Here is a 17,532-nt window from a genome sequence, read left to right as displayed (position 1 = left end):
TCCTACCTCGCCTCCTGATCGCTGTCCGGGACCCGTGCGGTCCACATCGGTAGTCGTTCCGTCCGCCGCCGACCCGTCCGGTTCGGCCGGGCCGGCCGCCCGTCCCGGCCGCGCGGCGCGGTGTGCGGCCCGTCCCACAGCGTGCCGTCGGTCCGGTCGCGCGGATCGGGGTCGATCAGCACCACACCGATCACCGCAATGCGCTGGTCGGCGAGCTGCCGCGCCACGGTGTGCAGCCACGCGGCGCTGCCGTGCCCGGCACGCACGACGAGCACGGTCCGGGTGCCGAGGTACCGGAGGTCGGTCCACGCCGTGCCGGGCGCCACCGAACCGACGCCGAGCCGGCGCTGCTGAGGTGCCACGGCCGCGGCGCGCTCGCCGCCGACCACGGTCGGATCCCCGGGCTTCGGACGGCGGTTGGCGAGCTGCGGGCCGGGCAGACCGTCGACGACGACCACCGGCCCCTCCTCCGCCGCCAGTGCCCCGGCGAGGTCCAGGGCGATCACGCTCGTGCTGCGCGCGCAGCCCAGTTCCAGCAGTGACACCGCTTCCGCGGAGCCGCGTACGGTGCGGGCCAGGGTCGCGGTGAGTCTCGTCCGTGCCGCCCGGGCCCGTCGGCGCTGCCACCGGCCGGCCGACCTGCGGGGCACGGCGCTCAGCTCCGCGATGACCGAGGCGCCGAGGTCCGCCGCGATCTCCCGGCGCAGCACGGGGCGGTCCGCCACCACCGCGCCGACCGCGGCCACCGCGAGCCCGAGGGCGAGCCCGAGGACGAGTCCGATCGCGGCGTCGGTGGCGGCGGTCCTCGGCAGGGACTGCCGCACCGCGCGCGGGGCGTCCACGATCTGTGTGCCGGCGACAAGCCGGGGCGTGCCGACCCGCGCCTCCGCGGCGCGCTGGCCGAAGTCGGTGATCCGCGAGGTGAGTTCGGCCCGGCTGGCGTAGAGCGCCTCCAGGTTCGCCGCCGCCTTCGGCCCGCTCTGCTGCGATGCGTCGCCGATCGCCTGGTTGACCTGGGCGAGTTCGTCCCGCATTCGGTCACGCTGGTCGAGCAGGGCCTTTGCCTCGGCGTCCGCGGCTTCCTGAATTCGCCGCACGTGGTCCGCGACGAACCCATCGGCCAGCGCCTTGGCCCGGGCCACCGCTTCCGCGTCGCTGTGACCCGTCACGGTGATCTGCAGCAGGTTGTTGGTCAAGCCGGTACCCGCGTAGTCCCGCATGAAGTCCTCCGGTTTCTCCGGGGACCCGAGGGACTTCAGGGCCTGGCCGGCGATCCCCGTGGTCCGCAGCAGAGCGGCGTCGGTGCGGATCAGCGTTCCGGGGTCGTTCGGCTGGTCCGCCTGGTGGGCGACCAGCACCGTGGCCACCGCGCTCGGCGGCGGCGGCCGCAGGACCGCCAACGCCGCGCCGACCAGCAGCCCGAGCAGCGCCATCGCACACCAGAGGCGGCGCCGCCTGCGCACCGCGACCACCAGCGCCTGCAGGTCCAGTAGTGGAGAGGCGGTCGACGGCTCCGACGCCGTACTCGTCGTCACCCCGAACCTCTCCCCGCGTCGTCGCCGACCGCGAGCGCCGGCGTGGCGCCGTCCGGACGACGGCCGGCGGAGCGCGTCGGACGGTCCCGGACCGTGCCGGCGACGACGATGCCGACGACCTCGTGCTCGGCGTCCGCACACGCCCCGGCGATGCCGGCGAGCTCCCCCGCGGTCCAGCTGCCCGCGCTGAGCACGACCAGGGCACCGGACTCCTCGTCGCGGTCCGGCACCAGCGGCCGGGACACCGGAACCCCCACCACCCGCAGCAGCGGATCGCCCCCCGCCTCGGCGACGAGCTGCCCGGCGGCCCGGTGGGCCAGCCCGTCGCCGTTCGGGACGATCACCAACAGCCGCCGGGGGGCTGGCAGTTGGTCCCGGAGGCGGGCGCACACCCGCCGGTAGCGGAGCTGCCTGCTGGCCTCGTCGCCGGAGGCGTGCGGGGTCGGCAGGTCCCACCGGACGTCGATACCCAGCAGCCGGCGGACCCGGGCCCGTGGGCCACGGCCCTCCGGCCGGTGCGCGGGCCGTTCACCGGGTACGTCGACGGTGCCGAGGAGCACCGAGCCCAGCGCCGCGGCGATCTCCGGTTCGGTGCGCAGGCGGCGACTCATCCGTGCCGCGGCGAGATGGCCGATGACCGCGAGCAGGAAGAACAACAGCGCCCCGGCGGCGACGAGTTGCGTCCTGGTCGGCGGTGCCTCGCCGGTCGGTCGGGCCGCCGACCCCATGACGACCATGTTGGCCTTGTTGGCGGCCGGGTCGACCTGGTCCAGCTTCTTGATGGCGTCCTGCAGCGTGGTGCGCAGCTTCTCCAGCTCGGTGCGGGTCTGCACGCTCTCCACGGTCTGCCCCGGATCGGCCGCGGCGGCCAGGTCGGTGATGCGGCGGCTGGCCTGCACCACCAGCTGCCGCAGTGCCTCGGGCTGCGCCGCTTCGGGGTCGGTGCTGTCGCCCGCGATCCGCGCGGCGAAGGTGACGAACTGCTGGGCCACCTGATCGGCGAGTTGCTGGGCGTGCTCCGGGGTGTCGGCCGTACCCGAGATCTTGATGATGTTCCCGTCCGCGGCCGTGGCGCTCACCCGGTCCCGCAGCTCGCTGCCGCTGACCCCGGCCCAGCCGAGCGTGACGGCCGCGCGGTCGACCACCACCGAACTGGTCGCGATCTGGGCCTGGGTCAGCAACTCGCGGTCCTGCCACACCCCCGGCAGCAGTACCGACGCCGACGTCGTGTAACTCGGCGGGAACAGCAAGGAGGTGCCGTAACCGACGAGCGCACCCACCACGGCGAGGACGGCGAGAAGCCGCCAGCGCCGACGGAGGATCCGACCGATCGTGGCCAGGCGTATCGTGTCGTCGCTCAACGGCGCGGCCTTCTCCCCGCCCGGTCCGGGGCGCCCGCCGACACCGGAGCGTGGCCACGGCAGGCGGCGGCGTAGGCGGCGAGCAGCGATCGCTGGGAGTTCCGCCAGGAGAGCGGCCCGCTGATCCGCTCCTGGCCGAGCTTGCCCATCCAGGCCCGCTTCTCCGGATCGTCCATCAGCAGCGCGATGAGCTCGGCGAACTCGGCCTCGTCGTTGGCGGACGCGTAGAGGGCGGCGTCACCGGCGGAGACCCGCGCCTCCCGGAGGTCGAACGAGACGATCGGCCGGCCCATCACCATGTACTCCAGGACCTTGTTCATGGTCGACACGTCGTTGAGCGGATTGCGCGGGTCGGGTGAGAGGCACACGTCCGCGGTGGACAGGTAGCGCACCAGGTCGGCGTCCGGAACGCGCCCGGTGAACTGCACCTGCTCCGAGAGCCCGAGCCGCCGGGACAGCTCCACCATCGCGTCGAAGGTGTCGCCGCCGCCGACGAACACCGCGTGCCAGTCGGTCCGCCCGAGCTCGTCGCGCAGCTTCGCGAGGGCCCGCAAGGCGTAGTCGACGCCGTCCTGCGGGCCCATGACGCCGAGGTAGCACAGCAGATGGGGCTTGCCGCGCTTGAGCTCCGGCTCGGGCGGTACCGGCTGGAACCGGTCGGTGTCGGGCGCGCTGCGCACCACGAAGACGTCCTCCGGCCGCCGGCCGCCACGGCGCAGCGCGACGTCCCGGTAGCTCTCGTTCGTGGCGAGCACGACGTCCGCGGCCCGGTAGGTCAGCCGTTCCAGCGCGCACACGGCGCGGTAGAGCAGATCTTCACCGCGGTCGAACCGGGAGAGGTACAGCTCGGGTACCAGGTCGTGCTGGTCGAACACGAACCGCGCGCCGCGCCGCTTCAGCCACAGTGCCGGCAGGAACAGCAGGTCGGGCGGGTTGCAGGCGTGGACCACGTCGACCGGGCCGACCTTGCGGGCCAGCCGGGCCGTGTGCCACAACGCCGATCCGTACTCCCGCAGGTAGCCGGCCGGTCCTCCGGTGGCCGCGCGCAACGGGTACCGGTGGATCCGCACCCCGTCGATCTGCGCTTCCGGCTCCGTGTCCCGCTTGCTCCCCTGAGGACAGATGACGTGGACCTCCCAGCCCGCGTCGCGCAGCGTCGTGCACTCCTGCCACACCCGCCGGTCGAACGGCACGGACAGGTTCTCCACCAGGATCAGCGCGCGACGGGCCCGCCCGCCGCGGCCGGCCGTGTCATCGAACGACGTGTCACCAAGCAAGGCCCGTGTACCCCGGTTCGGTCCGGCGCGTCTCGGCGTCGGGAAGGCGGATGAGGTCGACGATCGCCGGGCCGTCACCGTGCGGCAGCGCGGCCAGGACGTCCGGCTCCCTGGTCCCGACCACGCACACCTCGGCGTGGTCGAGCACCTCGTCGACGGACTCCGCGAGCAGCTGCGCGAGGTGCGGCAGCCGGGTCTCGATGTACTCGCGGTTCGCGCCGAGGAGCCGGGAGAGGCTCACGTTGGGGTCGTAGATCCGCAGGTCGTAGCCCTTGCCGAAGAGCCTCTCCGCCAGCTCGACGAGCGGGCTCTCGCGCAGGTCGTCGGTGCCGGGTTTGAAGGACAGGCCGAACAGGCCCACCCGGCGCTTGCCGGTGCGCTCGACCAGCTCCACCGCGCGCTGCAGATGATCGGAGTTGGAGGGCAGTACGTGGGAGAGGATGGGCACCGAGACGTCGGCCCGCCGCGCCGCGTGGACCAGGCTGCGCAGGTCCTTGGGCAGGCAGGAGCCGCCGAAGGCGAAGCCGGGCCGCAGGTAGGCGGGGCTGATGTTCAGCTTGTGGTCGGCAAGGAACACGTCCATCACCTGGTGCGAGTCCACCCCGAGCGCGTGGCACACCGCGCCCAGCTCGTTCGCGAAGCCGATCTTGAGACCGTGGAAGGCGTTGTCCGCGTACTTGATCGCCTCGGCCGTCGGGATCGGCACCCGGAACACCTCGCCGGGCAACCCGTCGTACAGCGCCGCGACCACGTCGCCGCTCGCCGGGTCGAGCTCGCCGATGACGGTCTTGGGCGGGTCGAAGAAGTCCCGCACGCTCGTGCCCTCGCGCAGGAACTCCGGGTTGACCGCGACCCCGAAGTCCACCCCGGCCGTGCCGCCGGTGTACTTCTCCAGGATCGGTACCAGCAGGTTCAGGCAGGTGCCCGGAAGCATGGTGCTGCGGAACACGACGGTCTGCCGCCCACCCCGCTCGGCCACCGCGGCGCCGATCTGCTCGGTGACCCGCTCCAGGTACGTGGTGCACAGGCTGCCGTTGGGCTCCGACGGCGTGCCCACGCAGACCAGCGACACCTCGCTGCCCGTGATCGCCTCGCGGACGTCGCCGGTGGCGCGTAACGCCCCGGCCCGCACGACCTCGGCGATGAGCTCGCCGATCCGCTCCTCGACCACCGGGGCCTTGCCGTCGTTGACCAGGTCGACCTTCACCTGGTTCACGTCCACCCCGATGACCTCGTGGCCCAGACTGGCCAGGCACGCGGCCGACACGCAGCCCACGTAGCCGAGCCCCAAGACGCTGACCCTCATGACCCGTTCCTCCCCTCGGGCAGGCCCTTCTGGCCGGCCATCCGCGCGCCGATCGGACGACGCCCCCCACGCATCAGTAGGCCCCCTGCCCCTGAAGCACCGCACGCAGCGTCTTCCAGAGAATCACCGCGTCAAGGGCGAGCGACCAGTCCTCCACGTACCGCAGGTCCAGCCGGACCGCCTCCTCCCACGGCAGGTCGCTGCGCCCGCTGATCTGCCACAGGCCGGTGAGCCCGGGCTTGACGAGCAGCCGCCGCCGGATGTCCGGTCCGTACGCGGCGGACTCCTCCGGCAGCGGAGGCCGCGGACCGACGAGCGACATCGAGCCGGTCAGCACGTTGAGAAGCTGCGGGAGCTCGTCGATCGAGTACCGGCGCAGGACTGCTCCCACCCGGGTCACCCGCGGATCCCGGCGGAGCTTGAACAGCAGGCCGGCGCCCTCGTTGCGGTCGGCCAGCTCGGCGCGTGCCCGGTCGGCCCCGTCGACCATGGTGCGGAACTTGACCAGGGTGAACTCGCGGCCGTCCTTGCCGACCCGGTGCTGCCGGTAGAACGCCCCGCCCCGACTGTCCACCCGCACGAGCAGCCCGACGAGCACCATCAGCGGCGCGAACAGGATCAGCAGGACCGCGGCGCCCAGTCGATCGACGATCTCCTTGACCGCCCGGGGGCCCCCGGTGAAGGTCGGCATGCTGACCCTCAGCATCGGGATCCCGAGCACCGCGTCGACGTGCAGCCGCGGGCCGGCCACCTCCATCAGCACCGGCGCCACGACCATCTCGGCGTCGCCGCCTTCGAGGTTCCAGGCCAGCCGCTGCAGCCGGTCCGGTGTCCAGTGCGGGTCCGGTGTGACCGCGACGACGCGGTAGCCGTCGCGGCGGACGTGGTTGGCGACGTCCGTCAGTCGGCCGACGACCGGCACTCCGTCCAGTCGCTCACCGCCCGGCCCGAGATCGTACGGCGTGCACACCGCCTCCACCCGCCAGCCGAGGTGCGGGAACTTGCGGGTCCGGGTGATCAGGTCGCGCACGGTGGCCGGGCTCCCGGCAGCGAGCACCGGGCGCAGGCACCGTCCGACGTTGCGCTGTTTGTGCAGCCAGAGGCGCAGCAGATACCGCTCGGTCATGGTGACGACCGTGATCGCCGGGATCGCGACGAAGATCCAGAGCTTGATGTTGTGCGAGGTGAGGGCGATCCCGCCGAGCGCCAGTACGACGGCCGCCGTGAACAGTGCGCGCCCGAGCCGGCGGAATTCCTCGGCGCCCTGGCCGAGTACGGCCGGAGCCCACGACCGGGTCATCGCAAGCGCTCCCAGCACCAGCAGCTCGGTGCCGAAGGCGAGAATTCCCCATTTCTCGTGCCAGTTGGCCGCGTCCCGAACCCCGAAGAAGCCGCCTGTCGCCGCTACCACGAAGGCGGTGGCCACGGTATCGCTGATGATCACAGTACGGCGGTACTGCAGCTCCCAGTCGATCTCGGGCCGGCTGATTGTCCCGTTCCTCGGACGCCCCCGCGCCGGTAGAAACGGGCTGACTAATTCTCCTTCCCCCTGCTCGACAGTCCCCTCCAGGTCACCAGCGGGTTCGACGTGTTCGCTCCACACGGTTCCTCCCCCCAGGAGGCTCGCGCCTCCCGCACCTGTTCCTCCCCTAGGGAGGCCCCGCCTCCCGTGCCGCGCTGTTCCTACCTCCGGGAGGTTCAGCCCTCCCTGCGAATGGCAAACCGGCTTGTTGCAGCGCTACTTGAACATCCCACCCAGGCGCCGGCGGACTCGCATGCCCTGTCGGAGTCCCGAGGTGCGCGGGAAACCGTCGACGGTTGCGCTCCACACTCAAGGCCCGTCTCGGGCGCCAGGAATTCGATCACGCCCACGTCTGCCGCGGGGGCGCGACTACCGGCTGTCCGCAGCGCCGGACCTGTAGATCATCATCTGTCGCCTCGCCGCCAACTGTGCGAAGCGAAAATCAATGTAGAGCATCGGGGCCGCCCAAAGTGTGGGATGTGTGAAACGCGTGCTCGACATTTGAAGCCGGATCCACCGAACGGTGACTGCCGACGGGTGCCTCGAAGACGAAGACGTGCGTTGTGGCCTGCGATGACGGGCGCTCTCCGGGCTGCCGGCACCGGTGATCCCGAGGCGTTCCGCCACTGTCGGCTGGGCCGCGGGACTCGCGGTCTTGTCGTGGCGGGTGGCCGGGCCGCACCATTGCTTGAGCCTGTTGAAGCGGCGTTCGGCGACGTTGCGGAGCCGGTGGACGCGCCGGTCGAATCCGGGTGGCCGGCCGGCCCCGCCAGCCGGATGATCCCGCTGGTCCCACCGGCGCTGATCGGCGAGCCCCTGGGCCATGGCCGATAGGCCGCTGGAGTGATGTGCGGCGACATGGTCGCCAATCCGGGCGTGAACGGTTTGCGGAGCCGTTTCCTGCATCGCATGATCGGCCGTGTTCGGTCTTTTTCGATGTCGGGCAGCGGCGCGGTGTCCCGTGCGCCCGCTCCCGGCCGGTCGCACCGGCGCCCGGGAGTCGTGGTCCACGTCAGAGAGGGGCGGCATGTCGCAACGCTTCGGCAGGACCCGCTGGAAGCGCTTCGCCGTCATCCTGCTGCCGTGTCTCGCGGCCACCGCGGCCCTCGTGGTCGGCGTGGCGCAGAACGCGCTCGGCGCGTCGTTCCTCATCTCCGGGGAGGAGTTCAAGCTCTTCGCCGACGAGCTCCAGGGTGAGGGCTTCAGCCTGTACGGCACGGTGGACCTCACCCGCGAGCACGACCCGGTGCCAGTCATGGTCACGGGGTTCGAGTCCGCCACGATCCGCGGGCTCTGCCAGTCCACCGTCTTCCCGATCCCGGTGCTCGGCACCTTCACGCTGCGGCTCACCGGCGACAAGCGAGCGGCCAGCGCGAAGGAGTTCTTCATCGACGCGAAGCACTTGGCGGCCGACCAGTCGACCGCCCATCGCCTCGACATCGGGGTTGCCGCCGGAGCGCTCACCAAGGGCGAAGTCAGCCGGGGCGATCGGGACTCGCGCTTCTTCAACCCCAACAGCCCGGCACAGCAGGCGAGTTCGATCAAGCTGACCGACGTGCGGGTGACCGCGGTCGCGGTGGCGGCCGGCAGCTTCGATGTTCCCGGGCTGGGGGTGTCGCTGGTGCGCGGCCGGGACGAGTGCTTCTGACCCGCTGACCCGATACCCCGGTGATCCGCCTCAATCCCACTGACAGCACAGGGAGTTGCCACGTGTGGAAGAAATCCACGGTCCCGTGGTCCCGGCCGGGCGAGGCGATCGCCACGGCCCGGTGGGAGTTCCGGGTCTGGCGCGGCACCCGCCCCTTCTGGGCCGGACTGCTGACGTTCGGTGGCGGCCTGCCGATCCTCTACTTCCCCTTCCCCTACGCCCACCTCAGCCTGGGCGGTCTCGGCCTGGCGCTCTCCACCACCGCGGGCGCGGGCTCACTCCTCATCGGGAGTCTGCTGATCACGCTGGGTGTCTCGCTCTGGCTCCAGCAGCAGGTGCGGATCTTCGCCGGGGTCGCCGCGATCCTGCTCTCACTGCTCTCCGTGCCGGTCGCCAACTTCGGCGGCTTCTTCCTGGGCGTGCTGCCCGGGCTCATCGGCGGCTCGTTGGCCTGCGCCTGGGCTCCACCTTCCATGCGCCCTGTGGTCCGTGGTGGTCACGGCGTTGGTGGTCACGCGCTCGGCGCGGATGGTGATGGTGTCGGGCGTGACACCGGTGGCCTGGTGGAGCCGGGGATCTCGGAGTAACCGCGAGAGGGCCCGTGTCACGCGGATCGCGCGGGCGCGGGCCCTGTCGGGGTCATCCTGGTGGTCCCTGTCCGGCCCCAGGGTGAAGGGTGATCAAGTTCTCGGGTGTGTTGCCGGGCCGAGGGGTCGGTTTACGGAGCTGGCCGCCCACCGGATGCGGACGCTCCTCGGGATGGCGGGAATCGAGCATCGAACCGGCTGTCGCTGAACCAGATCACCACGAGGAACTGGAGCCTCGCCGAGGCCGCGGACGGCTGCGTGCCCTCGACCAGGGAGCCGACCGGCTGCTGATCGCGCTCGGCGGCTCCGCCTCCACCGACGGCGGCACCGGCCTGCTGTATGCCCTGGGCCTGCGGCTGCTCACGGACGTCACCAATCCGCGGAGAATCGGCCGAGCCCCGGGCTGCTCTGAAGCGGAGGAAATGTTCGATGGCGGCGTCATGACTTCAGTCCCGAATCGCCTCTGAGACCGTCAGAAGCTTTACCGTACGGCTCGGGCGCCAGCCTCAGCAGCCCGCGGCCGGTCATCCGGGACCGCACCGCGAGCGCCAACCGGCGCTGGCACCTGCCCTCCTGACAGGGCGCACGCCCCGCCCTTACCATGCACACCTCAGGTCTGTTGCCGGACCGCGCCCTCGGCGGTCCGGCGACAGGCCCGCGCGTGCGCGCACCCCACCCTCACCACCACGTCCGGGAATGACCATGAGACGACCTGTGCTCCGCGCCCTGGCGGCAGGAACAGCCCTGTTCGCGTTCGCCGTGACAACCATCGGGGGCGCCACGACGGCATCGGCCGGTACCACGGCCAGCGCCGCCGCGCCCACTGTCCTGACCGGCGCCCAGCTGGCCGCCTCCTGGGACGGCCCGCTCAGCACCCGGGGCCGGTACATCGTCGACGCCTCCGGCAACCGCTTCAAGCTGAAGGCGGGCAACTGGGCGGGCGCGCAGGGCACATGGGAGGGCAGCGGCTCGACCACCGACCCCGCGAACAACCAGGCCGGCCAGGTCTCGTACAACCTCCCGCTCGGGCTGGACCGCGCGCCGATGGGTGAAATCCTCAACGGGTTCCACCAGTTGGGGATCAACAGCATCCGACTGCCGTTCGCGAACGCGCTGATCCACGACACCTCGACGGTGCCGGACGTGGCGGTGGCAGCCAATCCGCAGCTCAAGGGCAAGACCCCGCTGCAGGTCTACGACGCCGTAGTGGCGGCGCTCACCGCCGACGGCTTCGCGGTGATCCTCAACAACCACACCACCAGCTACCGGTTCTGCTGCGGCCTGGACGGCAACGAGCGCTGGAACAGCGGTCAGAGCACTCAGCAGTGGGAGGACGACTGGGTGTTCATGGCCAACCGGTACAGGGCCGACAAGCGTGTCGTCGGTGCCGACCTGCGCAACGAGGTCCGCCGCGACACCTGGGACGACCCCAACTGGGGCATGGGCGACAGCCATGACGAGAACGCCGCCTTCGAGGAGGCCGGCAACAGGATCCTCCAGGCCGACCCCGACCTGCTGATCATCATGGAGGGCATCAACTGGTACGGCATCCCGTCCGCCCTCTTCTCCCACGGCCGCCCGATGCTCACCCCGGTCGCCACGCTCTCCAACACCCTGATCAACTCCGGCAAGCTGGTCTACGCCGCCCACTTCTACGCCTACACGGGACCGGCCAACACGGGTGCCGGCAGCGGCCCGGGCGCGACCAGCGACCCGCGCTACGAGGACTTCACGCCGGACCAGCTGGCCTCGGTGGTCAACCAGGAGGCGCTGTTCGTCACGCAGGCCGGCCAGCACTTCACGGCGCCGGTGTGGGTGAGCGAGTTCGGCGCGGGCGGGCGCGGCTCGACCGACGCCAAGGAACAGGCCTGGTTCCGCGACTTCACCGACATCCTGGTCGCCAACGATACCGACTTCGCCGTCTGGCCGCTGGTCGGCTGGCAGAACGGCGGCGTACCGCAGGACAGTTGGGCGCTGCTCTCGTACGACGCGAACGGCGGGCAGCTCTCCTTGGAGGACCAGGGCGACTGGCGGGCCGCCGACTGGAACAAGCTGGTGAACGCGCCCTCGTACAGCGGGCAGGTCGCGAAGTCCACGCACTGGAACCAGCTCAACCTGGACCACGGCGACTACAACGTGTCGGCCCGTATGATGGCGCTGCCCGACTGGAGCGGCGGCAACCGCAAGGGCAACTGCCCCGACGGTGAGCGCCTGATCGGCCTCGGCCGCGGCGACAGCCGGGGCCTGTGCACCGACGCCGGAGAACCGGCCACGGGCGCCGGGGGCTGGGTGACCGTCACCGACGAGCGGTACGTCACCGAGGGCGACTGGGCGTCCGGCTACAACAAGCTGCAGTGCCCGGACAACACCATCGCCGTCGGATACGCCGTGAACAGCAACGCCATGTCCGCCCTGCTGTGCGCCCCGTCCGCCGCGAAGCTGCCGCTGACCGGCCGCAACGTCTGGTTCGACCACGCCGACAACCGCCCGTCGGCCTCCACCGGCTCCGACTCCGCGGCGAGCGACTGGGCTCCGGGCTACTACAAGGGCCAGTGCGCCTACAACGAGTACGTCGCGGGCGTCGCCTACACCTGGCGCTGGCTCCACTACGGCGTCCCGGACGTCCTGCTCTGCCGCCCGCTCGGCTGAGCCCACGACCCCGAGATAGGCAGCCCGGCCGACTCGACGGCCGGGCTTCGGAACCGCGGGCCGGACGGGGTCGGCTGAACAACGGCTCCGGCCGCTTCGACAGCATCGCGGCCCAAGCCCAACTGCAACCTGAGTCGGGCCCGCGCGCTTGGTGGGGCGTTCCCAACCCTGGGCAGCGGGCCGCCGTTGTCCTACCGTCGGCCGTATGAGGCGACCGCTGCTGCACCGGCGTTGGCCGGAGCTGGCTCGGCGCGGGCTACGCGCACCCCACCGTCGAGGGTGCGGTGGCGCTGACGCGGGCGGAGGGCGAGGCGGGGCTGGAACCGGAGCGGACGTACACCGCCAAGGCGTTCGCGGCGCTGCTGGAGCTGGATGCGGCAGGGCGTTTCGCGGGGGAGCCGGTGGTCTTCCTCGACGCCTTCGGCCCGAGGTGGCGGCCCGTCAGGGGACCAGGTGCCACTGCGGCTCGGCCGGCAGCCCCCTCTGGGGAAGGGGCCGCCGAACCGGGGCCCCGGGCCATTGGTCCGACCCGGTGTCGGGTGGCGGGCCGTCAGAGTGCCGCGAGGCTGCCGGCCAGGTCGTCCAGGCCCAGTGAGCCCTGGGAGAGTGCGGCCATGTGCCAGGTCTTGAGGTCGAAGTCGGCACCGCGGCGCCGCCTGGCCTCGGCCCGGCCCGCCAGCCAGGCGCGCTCGCCGAGCTTGTAGCCGATCGCCTGGCCGGGCCAGCCCAGGTAGCGCTCGATCTCGCCGTTGCGCCGTGCCGCCGGGCTGCCGTGGTAAGCGGCCATGAAGGCGGTGCCGAGCTCCGGTGTCCAGTGCTCGCCGGGGTGGAACGGTGAGTCGGCGGGGATCCGCAGGCGCAGGTGCATGCCGATGTCGATGATCACCCGGATGATCCGCAGCATCTGCTTGTCCAGGTAGCCGAGCCGGTGCGCCGGGTCGGTGAGGAAGCCCAGCTCGTCCATCAGCCGCTCGGCGTACAGCGCCCAGCCCTCGCTGTTGGCGCTGATCTTGCCCAGGGTGACCTGGTAGCGGGTCAGCCGGTGCTGCAGGGTGACGGCCTGGGCGAGCTGCAGGTGGTGGCCCGGGACGCCCTCGTGGTACCAGGTGCTGACCAGCTGCCAGGTCGGGAACCGGGTGCGGCCCAGCGCCGGCAGGTAGGTGCGGCCGGGGCGGCTGAAGTCCAGGCTGGGGCCGGAGTAGTGCGGCGCCACCGAGGTTCCGGGCGGCGCGATGTGGGTCTCCACCCGGCGCAGCGGGCCCGCGATGTCGAAGTGGGTGCCGTCCAGGTCCTCGATCGCCTGCTCGATCAGCTCCTGCAGCCAGGCCCGGATGCCCTCCTCGCCCTCGATCGCGTGGCCGTGCTCGTTCAGGTGGTCCATCGCCTCCAGAACGTTCGCGCCGGGCAGCACCTGCCGGGCGGCGCGGCGCATCTCGTCGAGGGTGCGGTGGAACTCCGTCCAGGCCCAGTCGTAGGCGTCCGTGACGTTCAGGTCTGCGCCGGTGGCCTGTCGGGCGGCACGCAGGTACTTCTCCTCGCCGACCGCGTCCGGCACCCCGGCCGCGGCGGGCGCGTAGTCGGTGCGCAGCCAGTCGCGGAAGGCGGCGATCGCGGTGGTGGCGTCGAGCGCGGCCCGGTCCAGCGCGGCCCGCTGCCGCTCCGGTCCGGGCGCGACGAAGGTGGTGAACCAGCTGGGCCCGTCGCTCTCCTCGCCGAGCCAGGCGGTCAGCTGCCCGATCACGGCCTCGACCTGGCGCGGCGCCGACAGCAGCCCGCGGTCGATCCCGGCCCGCAGCGTTCGCCGGTACCCGTCCAGGGCTCCCGGCAGCGTCCGCAGTCGGCCGCCCAGGTTCTCCCAGTCCGTCTCGGTCTCGGCCGGCGACAGGGTCAGGGTCCGGCGCAGCGTGTGCAGCGGCGAGTGCAGGGGCCGCAGCGACCAGAGGTGGTCGCCCGCCTCGTGGCCGGCCAGTTCGGCCGTCAGCCGCTCGCGCAGCAGCCGCGCGCAGTCCGCCTCCGCTCCGGCGGCGGGCACCGTCGCGTGCGCCAGCTGTGCCAGCGTCCGCCGGGCCAGTTCGGCGGCCTCGTCGTACCACTCGGGTGTGAAGTCGGGCTGCCGGTCCGCTCCGACCGGTTCTCCCAGCCAGGCGGCGGTGGAAGGGTCGTGGGCGACCACGGCGGCCACGTGGTCGTCGGCGATCCTGCGCGGCGAGCCGGGGGCGAGCGGTGCGGCCGGTATGCGATCCGACGGTACCGGAGCCGGCGGGGAGTCGGGCGTGGGGCTCTGACCGGGGAGTGAGTGTTCGGGCATGGTGACCATCCTGGAGTAACGGGTGCTGCGTGTCAGGTCCGGCCGGACTCGGCGTGGGCGGCCGTCGCCAGTACGACGGACAGCCGGACTCCGTGCGGGTGGAGCCCGCCCTCGTGGAAGCGGCGCAGGCCGGTGGGAGGGCCTGCGCCGCGGAGGTTCAGCGTGGTCGTGGGGCGGAGGAGTGGGGCGGACGCCTTCGCCGTGTTCCGGAACGGTGCGTCGCTGCCGGGCGCGCCCGGCAGCGACGACGGGTGGTGCTCACGCCGTGCTCCACTGCTGGTTGGCGGCGGTGGTGCAGTTCCACAGTCCGACCGGGGCGCCGTTGTCGGTGGCGCCGCCGGTGACGTCGAGGCACAGGCCGGACTGGACCCCCCGGATGGTGCCGTCAGGGGCGAAGGTCCACTGCTGGTTGGACGAGCCCTGGCAGGGCCAGAGGATGACGGCCGTTCCGGGGGTGGTGCCTCCTCCGTTGGCGTCCAGGCACAGGCCCTCGGTGGTGAGGGCCTGGCCGGAGGTGTGCGTCCAGTCCTGGTTGGCGCCCCCACCGCAGTCCCGGATGTCGACGGTGGTGCCGGGGCTGGTGCTGCCCGCCGGGTCGTCGAGGCACCGGTGGGAGGCCGCGCTGACCAGGGGACGGTCGGTCGGCGTGGTCGTGGCGGGTAGGCCGATCGATGCCGGGCCGAGTGTGCGCGCGGTCGCGGCGGGTGTGCCGGTCACCGCCGCGACCGGCAGGGCGCCGACGGGTGCGGAGGGGCGCTGGACGAGGTAGGAGCGCCCGGCCGTGACGGGGATGGAGATCTGCCTGGCAGAGGTGGGCGCGACGACGACCGTGGTCCCGTCGCGTCCGTCGACGACCTCGACCGGTTGACCGGGCCAGGGGTTGCGCAGCTCGACCGCCCCGGTGGAGCCCGCGTTGATGCCGACGGTGGTCACGGTGCCGCCGTGCACCTGGACCGAGACCTTGCTGCCGCCCTGGACGAACACCGTCCCGTCGGCGTCCCAGCCCGCCGGCAGGGCGGGGGCGATGCGGATGATCCCGTCGTAGTCCTGGACCAGGGCTTCGTCGAGTGCCGCTGCGACGACACCCTGCTGTTCGGCGTAGGGCTCGTCGCCGACGAACGTCGCCAGGCCGGACGGCAGGTGCTGGTACTTCTCGGTCAGGCCGGTGAGGGTACCGGCGAGCTCGTCGCCCAGGCCCAGCCGGGCGGCCTGGATCGGGTCGCTGCTCCAGTCGTTGGCCTGCTTGTTGGGCCGGTTGGCGTAGGTGCGCCTGGCGAGGTCCGACAGGCTCCCGGAGTCGCCGACGAGCCCGTACGGCCACACCGGTTCCAGGCCGATGTTCTCGGAGTTCATCGTCGCGGCGGAGGGGTCGTATGACGGCGCGATCACGTCGGTGCCGGAGGCGTCGGCGGCAGGGGTGAGCAGCCGGGACCGGGTGGCGGTGTCGGTGCGCGCGAACGGAGGGAGCTTCGGGACCGCGGCGTCGAGCTGGGCGGCCAGGTCGGCGTCCCGGCCCAGGAGCCGGGCTGCCCGGGCGGTGGCGGGGAAGAGGGCCTGCATGGCCGCGAGGTCGGTGGTGGGGTCGTGGACGTCCCACTGGGTCTCGTGGGCGTTGGACGGGTAGGTGTGCAGCCGGCCGTCGGGGCCGGTGGTCGCGTAGGCGAGCAGGAACCGGCTGGCCTGGGCCATCAGCGGGTAGTTGGCGGCGAGGAAGGACCTCTGGCCGGTCATCAGGTACTGCTGCCACACCCACAGCCCGACCTCGGCGCCGGTGGAGAGGGTGCGCGCGTTGTAGTACGGCCCGGAGGCGGCGTCGCAGTTGAGGCCGGGGGAGGAGAGCCAGGTCTCGTATTCGTACCCCTGGCCGTTGAAGCGCATCGTCTCCGGCACGCAGGTGCCCGGACGCTGTCCCATGTGGGACTGCGTCCAGGACCGGGTGTTCGCCAGGTTGTCGCGGTAGAGGTCGAAGTAGGGGGTGTTGAGGTCGAAGGCGCCGGCCGACAGGTTCGCCTGGACCTGCATGCGCATGTTCCAGTGCCAGTAGGCGCCCGGGTCCCACTTGTGGTTGTCCTGGTAGGGCGAGAACAGGTCGGCCACCCCGGCCTGGGAGCCGGGGTAGGTGTCGCGGCTCTCCGCGGCCGCGTCGTACAGGTCGAGCGTGCGCAGGTTCTCCAGGTAGTCGGCGCTCCCGTCCGCGGAGGAGAACCTGATCAGCCCGATCCGGCCCCAGTAGGAGTGCCACCAGGCCAGATGGGCCGCTTCCGTCGTCCCGGTCGCGGCGGTCGCGTCCGAGCCGAGGAGGTTGGCCGCGGTGGCCGGCGCGTCCCCGCCGGTCCAGTGCGGGGCGGCGACGACCACGCGGAAGGAACCGTCTGGGCGGGGGCTGAAGGAGACCTTCACGGTCTCGGGATCGACGACGCTCGCGTGGACGTCCCGGCCGCCGGCCGTGACGGCGCCGAGGGAGCCGAAGACCGCACCGCTCGCTCCGGGCTGGGTGGTGTCGGCCCAGGTCTCGGCCAGGGTCCCGAGCGGTCCGGACGCGAGGGCTTGCGGGGAGCGGCCCGACCAGAGCGAGAGCTGGGCGCTCTGCTGCGCGTTCGGGTCGGCGCCGGTGACGTCGACGACGAGCTCGTCCTTGTCGGCCCGCACGTAGGTGGTGGAGGTCATGCCGCCGCCGGACTCGGTGAACGTGCCGTCGTAGAGGTCCAGATGAGCCTGGTAGTCCGCCGCGCCGGTGAGCTTGGCCAGACCGGGGATGGTCACCTGGCCCGGCGACTTGCGGTCGGGATAGGTGTCGGAGCGGTTCAGCTGCGCCGTGAAGCCGTCGGCGGCCCACACGGCGGCGCCGAGGGTGCCGTTGCCCAGCGGCATGAACTGCGACTGGGCGGCGTTGGGGCGCCCGAGTACGACGTCGGAGCGCCGGACAAGGTTCGGCGTGTCGACGGTTAACTGGCCGGCCTGCCAGGCCGTCGTCGCGGTCGCGGCCGCGGCACGGGCGTGTGGCGGGGCGGGTGGTGCGAGCGACAGCGCGGCGGCCAGCGTGAGGGCGGCGGTCAGGCCGAGCGCCCGCGCGCGTTGAGGTGTTCCGGAAGGCACGTGGTTTCTCCGGTCTGTTCTGTGGTGAACGGCGTGCTGGACGGGTTCGGCCGGTGGGACGGCCCTGATCACGCTGAAAGGGCTGCCTCGTCAGGGCAGGGTCCAGAGCTGGTCGGCGCCGCCGTCGCAGTCCCACAGTCCGACCGGGCGCCGTTGGCAGTGGCGCCGCCGGTGACGTCGAGGCACTTGCCGTCCTGGGTGAGGATGCCATCGGTTCGGTCGGTGGTGGGGGACACGGCGCGC

General features: G+C 72.2%; 11 protein-coding genes. 4 read left to right on the top strand and 7 right to left on the bottom strand.

All coding sequences use genetic code 11. The features are described 5' to 3' along the window. Positions 1-2: 2 nt before the first annotated feature. From ACZ3UD_RS34480 to ACZ3UD_RS34460, 5 genes are all read right to left on the bottom strand, one after another. Positions 3-1,535, bottom strand: a complete 1,533-nt coding sequence (locus tag ACZ3UD_RS34480) for a Wzz/FepE/Etk N-terminal domain-containing protein (protein ID WP_465596926.1) — start codon at positions 1,533-1,535, stop codon at positions 3-5. Further along, positions 1,532-2,896, bottom strand: coding sequence for a Wzz/FepE/Etk N-terminal domain-containing protein (locus ACZ3UD_RS34475; RefSeq protein WP_465596922.1), 1,365 nt, complete (start codon positions 2,894-2,896; stop codon positions 1,532-1,534). Before ACZ3UD_RS34475 ends, ACZ3UD_RS34480 begins: the two co-directional genes overlap by 4 nt. After that, positions 2,893-4,173: a glycosyltransferase family 4 protein gene (locus ACZ3UD_RS34470; protein WP_465596919.1), complete on the bottom strand. Its 1,281-nt coding sequence runs from the start codon at positions 4,171-4,173 to the stop codon at positions 2,893-2,895. The genes ACZ3UD_RS34475 and ACZ3UD_RS34470 overlap by 4 nt, the downstream gene beginning before the upstream one ends. Then, on the bottom strand, positions 4,163-5,479 hold the full coding sequence (locus tag ACZ3UD_RS34465) for a nucleotide sugar dehydrogenase (protein ID WP_465596916.1): 1,317 nt from the start codon (positions 5,477-5,479) through the stop codon (positions 4,163-4,165). Before ACZ3UD_RS34465 ends, ACZ3UD_RS34470 begins: the two co-directional genes overlap by 11 nt. Before the next feature lie 73 nt (positions 5,480-5,552). Further along, positions 5,553-7,049 (bottom strand): sugar transferase, encoded by a 1,497-nt coding sequence (locus ACZ3UD_RS34460; RefSeq protein ID WP_465596980.1) that lies wholly within the window; start codon positions 7,047-7,049, stop codon positions 5,553-5,555. 979 nt (positions 7,050-8,028) lie between these two features. Here ACZ3UD_RS34460 and ACZ3UD_RS34455 point away from each other — a divergent pair. The 4 genes from ACZ3UD_RS34455 to ACZ3UD_RS34440 all read left to right on the top strand — a co-directional run bounded on the left by ACZ3UD_RS34455 (position 8,029) and on the right by ACZ3UD_RS34440 (position 11,885). Continuing rightward, positions 8,029-8,649 (top strand): DUF6230 family protein, encoded by a 621-nt coding sequence (locus ACZ3UD_RS34455; protein WP_465596913.1) that lies wholly within the window; start codon positions 8,029-8,031, stop codon positions 8,647-8,649. Between the two features lie 62 nt (positions 8,650-8,711). Continuing rightward, positions 8,712-9,236, top strand: a complete 525-nt coding sequence (locus tag ACZ3UD_RS34450; protein WP_465596910.1) for a DUF6114 domain-containing protein — start codon at positions 8,712-8,714, stop codon at positions 9,234-9,236. A gap of 89 nt (positions 9,237-9,325) precedes the next feature. After that, positions 9,326-9,703 (top strand): glycerate kinase, encoded by a 378-nt coding sequence (locus tag ACZ3UD_RS34445; RefSeq protein ID WP_465596907.1) that lies wholly within the window; start codon positions 9,326-9,328, stop codon positions 9,701-9,703. A 235-nt stretch (positions 9,704-9,938) separates the two neighbouring features. Beyond that, positions 9,939-11,885 carry a glycoside hydrolase family 5 protein gene (locus ACZ3UD_RS34440; RefSeq protein ID WP_465596904.1) on the top strand — a complete coding sequence of 649 codons (1,947 nt, stop codon included), beginning with the start codon at positions 9,939-9,941 and terminating at the stop codon, positions 11,883-11,885. A 550-nt stretch (positions 11,886-12,435) separates the two neighbouring features. Here ACZ3UD_RS34440 and ACZ3UD_RS34435 read toward each other — a convergent pair. Further along, the gene (locus ACZ3UD_RS34435; protein WP_465596901.1) at positions 12,436-14,193 is read right to left on the bottom strand and encodes a DUF885 domain-containing protein; all 1,758 of its coding nucleotides are present in this window, start codon (positions 14,191-14,193) and stop codon (positions 12,436-12,438) included. A gap of 258 nt (positions 14,194-14,451) precedes the next feature. Beyond that, entirely contained in the window at positions 14,452-17,289 is a 2,838-nt protein-coding gene (locus ACZ3UD_RS34430) for an RICIN domain-containing protein (protein ID WP_465596898.1), read from the bottom strand. Positions 17,290-17,532 lie beyond the last annotated feature (243 nt).

This window comes from Kitasatospora sp. NPDC023118 (assembly GCF_055560875.1).
This window is presented reverse-complemented; position numbering and strand designations above follow the sequence as displayed.

Coding starts and splice junctions, on each gene's coding strand:
- ACZ3UD_RS34465 (WP_465596916.1), bottom strand. CDS start 5,479: ATGAGGGTCAGCGTCTTGGGGCTCGGCTACGTGGGCTGCGTGTCGGCC.
- ACZ3UD_RS34455 (WP_465596913.1), top strand. CDS start 8,029: ATGTCGCAACGCTTCGGCAGGACCCGCTGGAAGCGCTTCGCCGTCATC.
- ACZ3UD_RS34440 (WP_465596904.1), top strand. CDS start 9,939: ATGAGACGACCTGTGCTCCGCGCCCTGGCGGCAGGAACAGCCCTGTTC.
- ACZ3UD_RS34435 (WP_465596901.1), bottom strand. CDS start 14,193: ATGCCCGAACACTCACTCCCCGGTCAGAGCCCCACGCCCGACTCCCCG.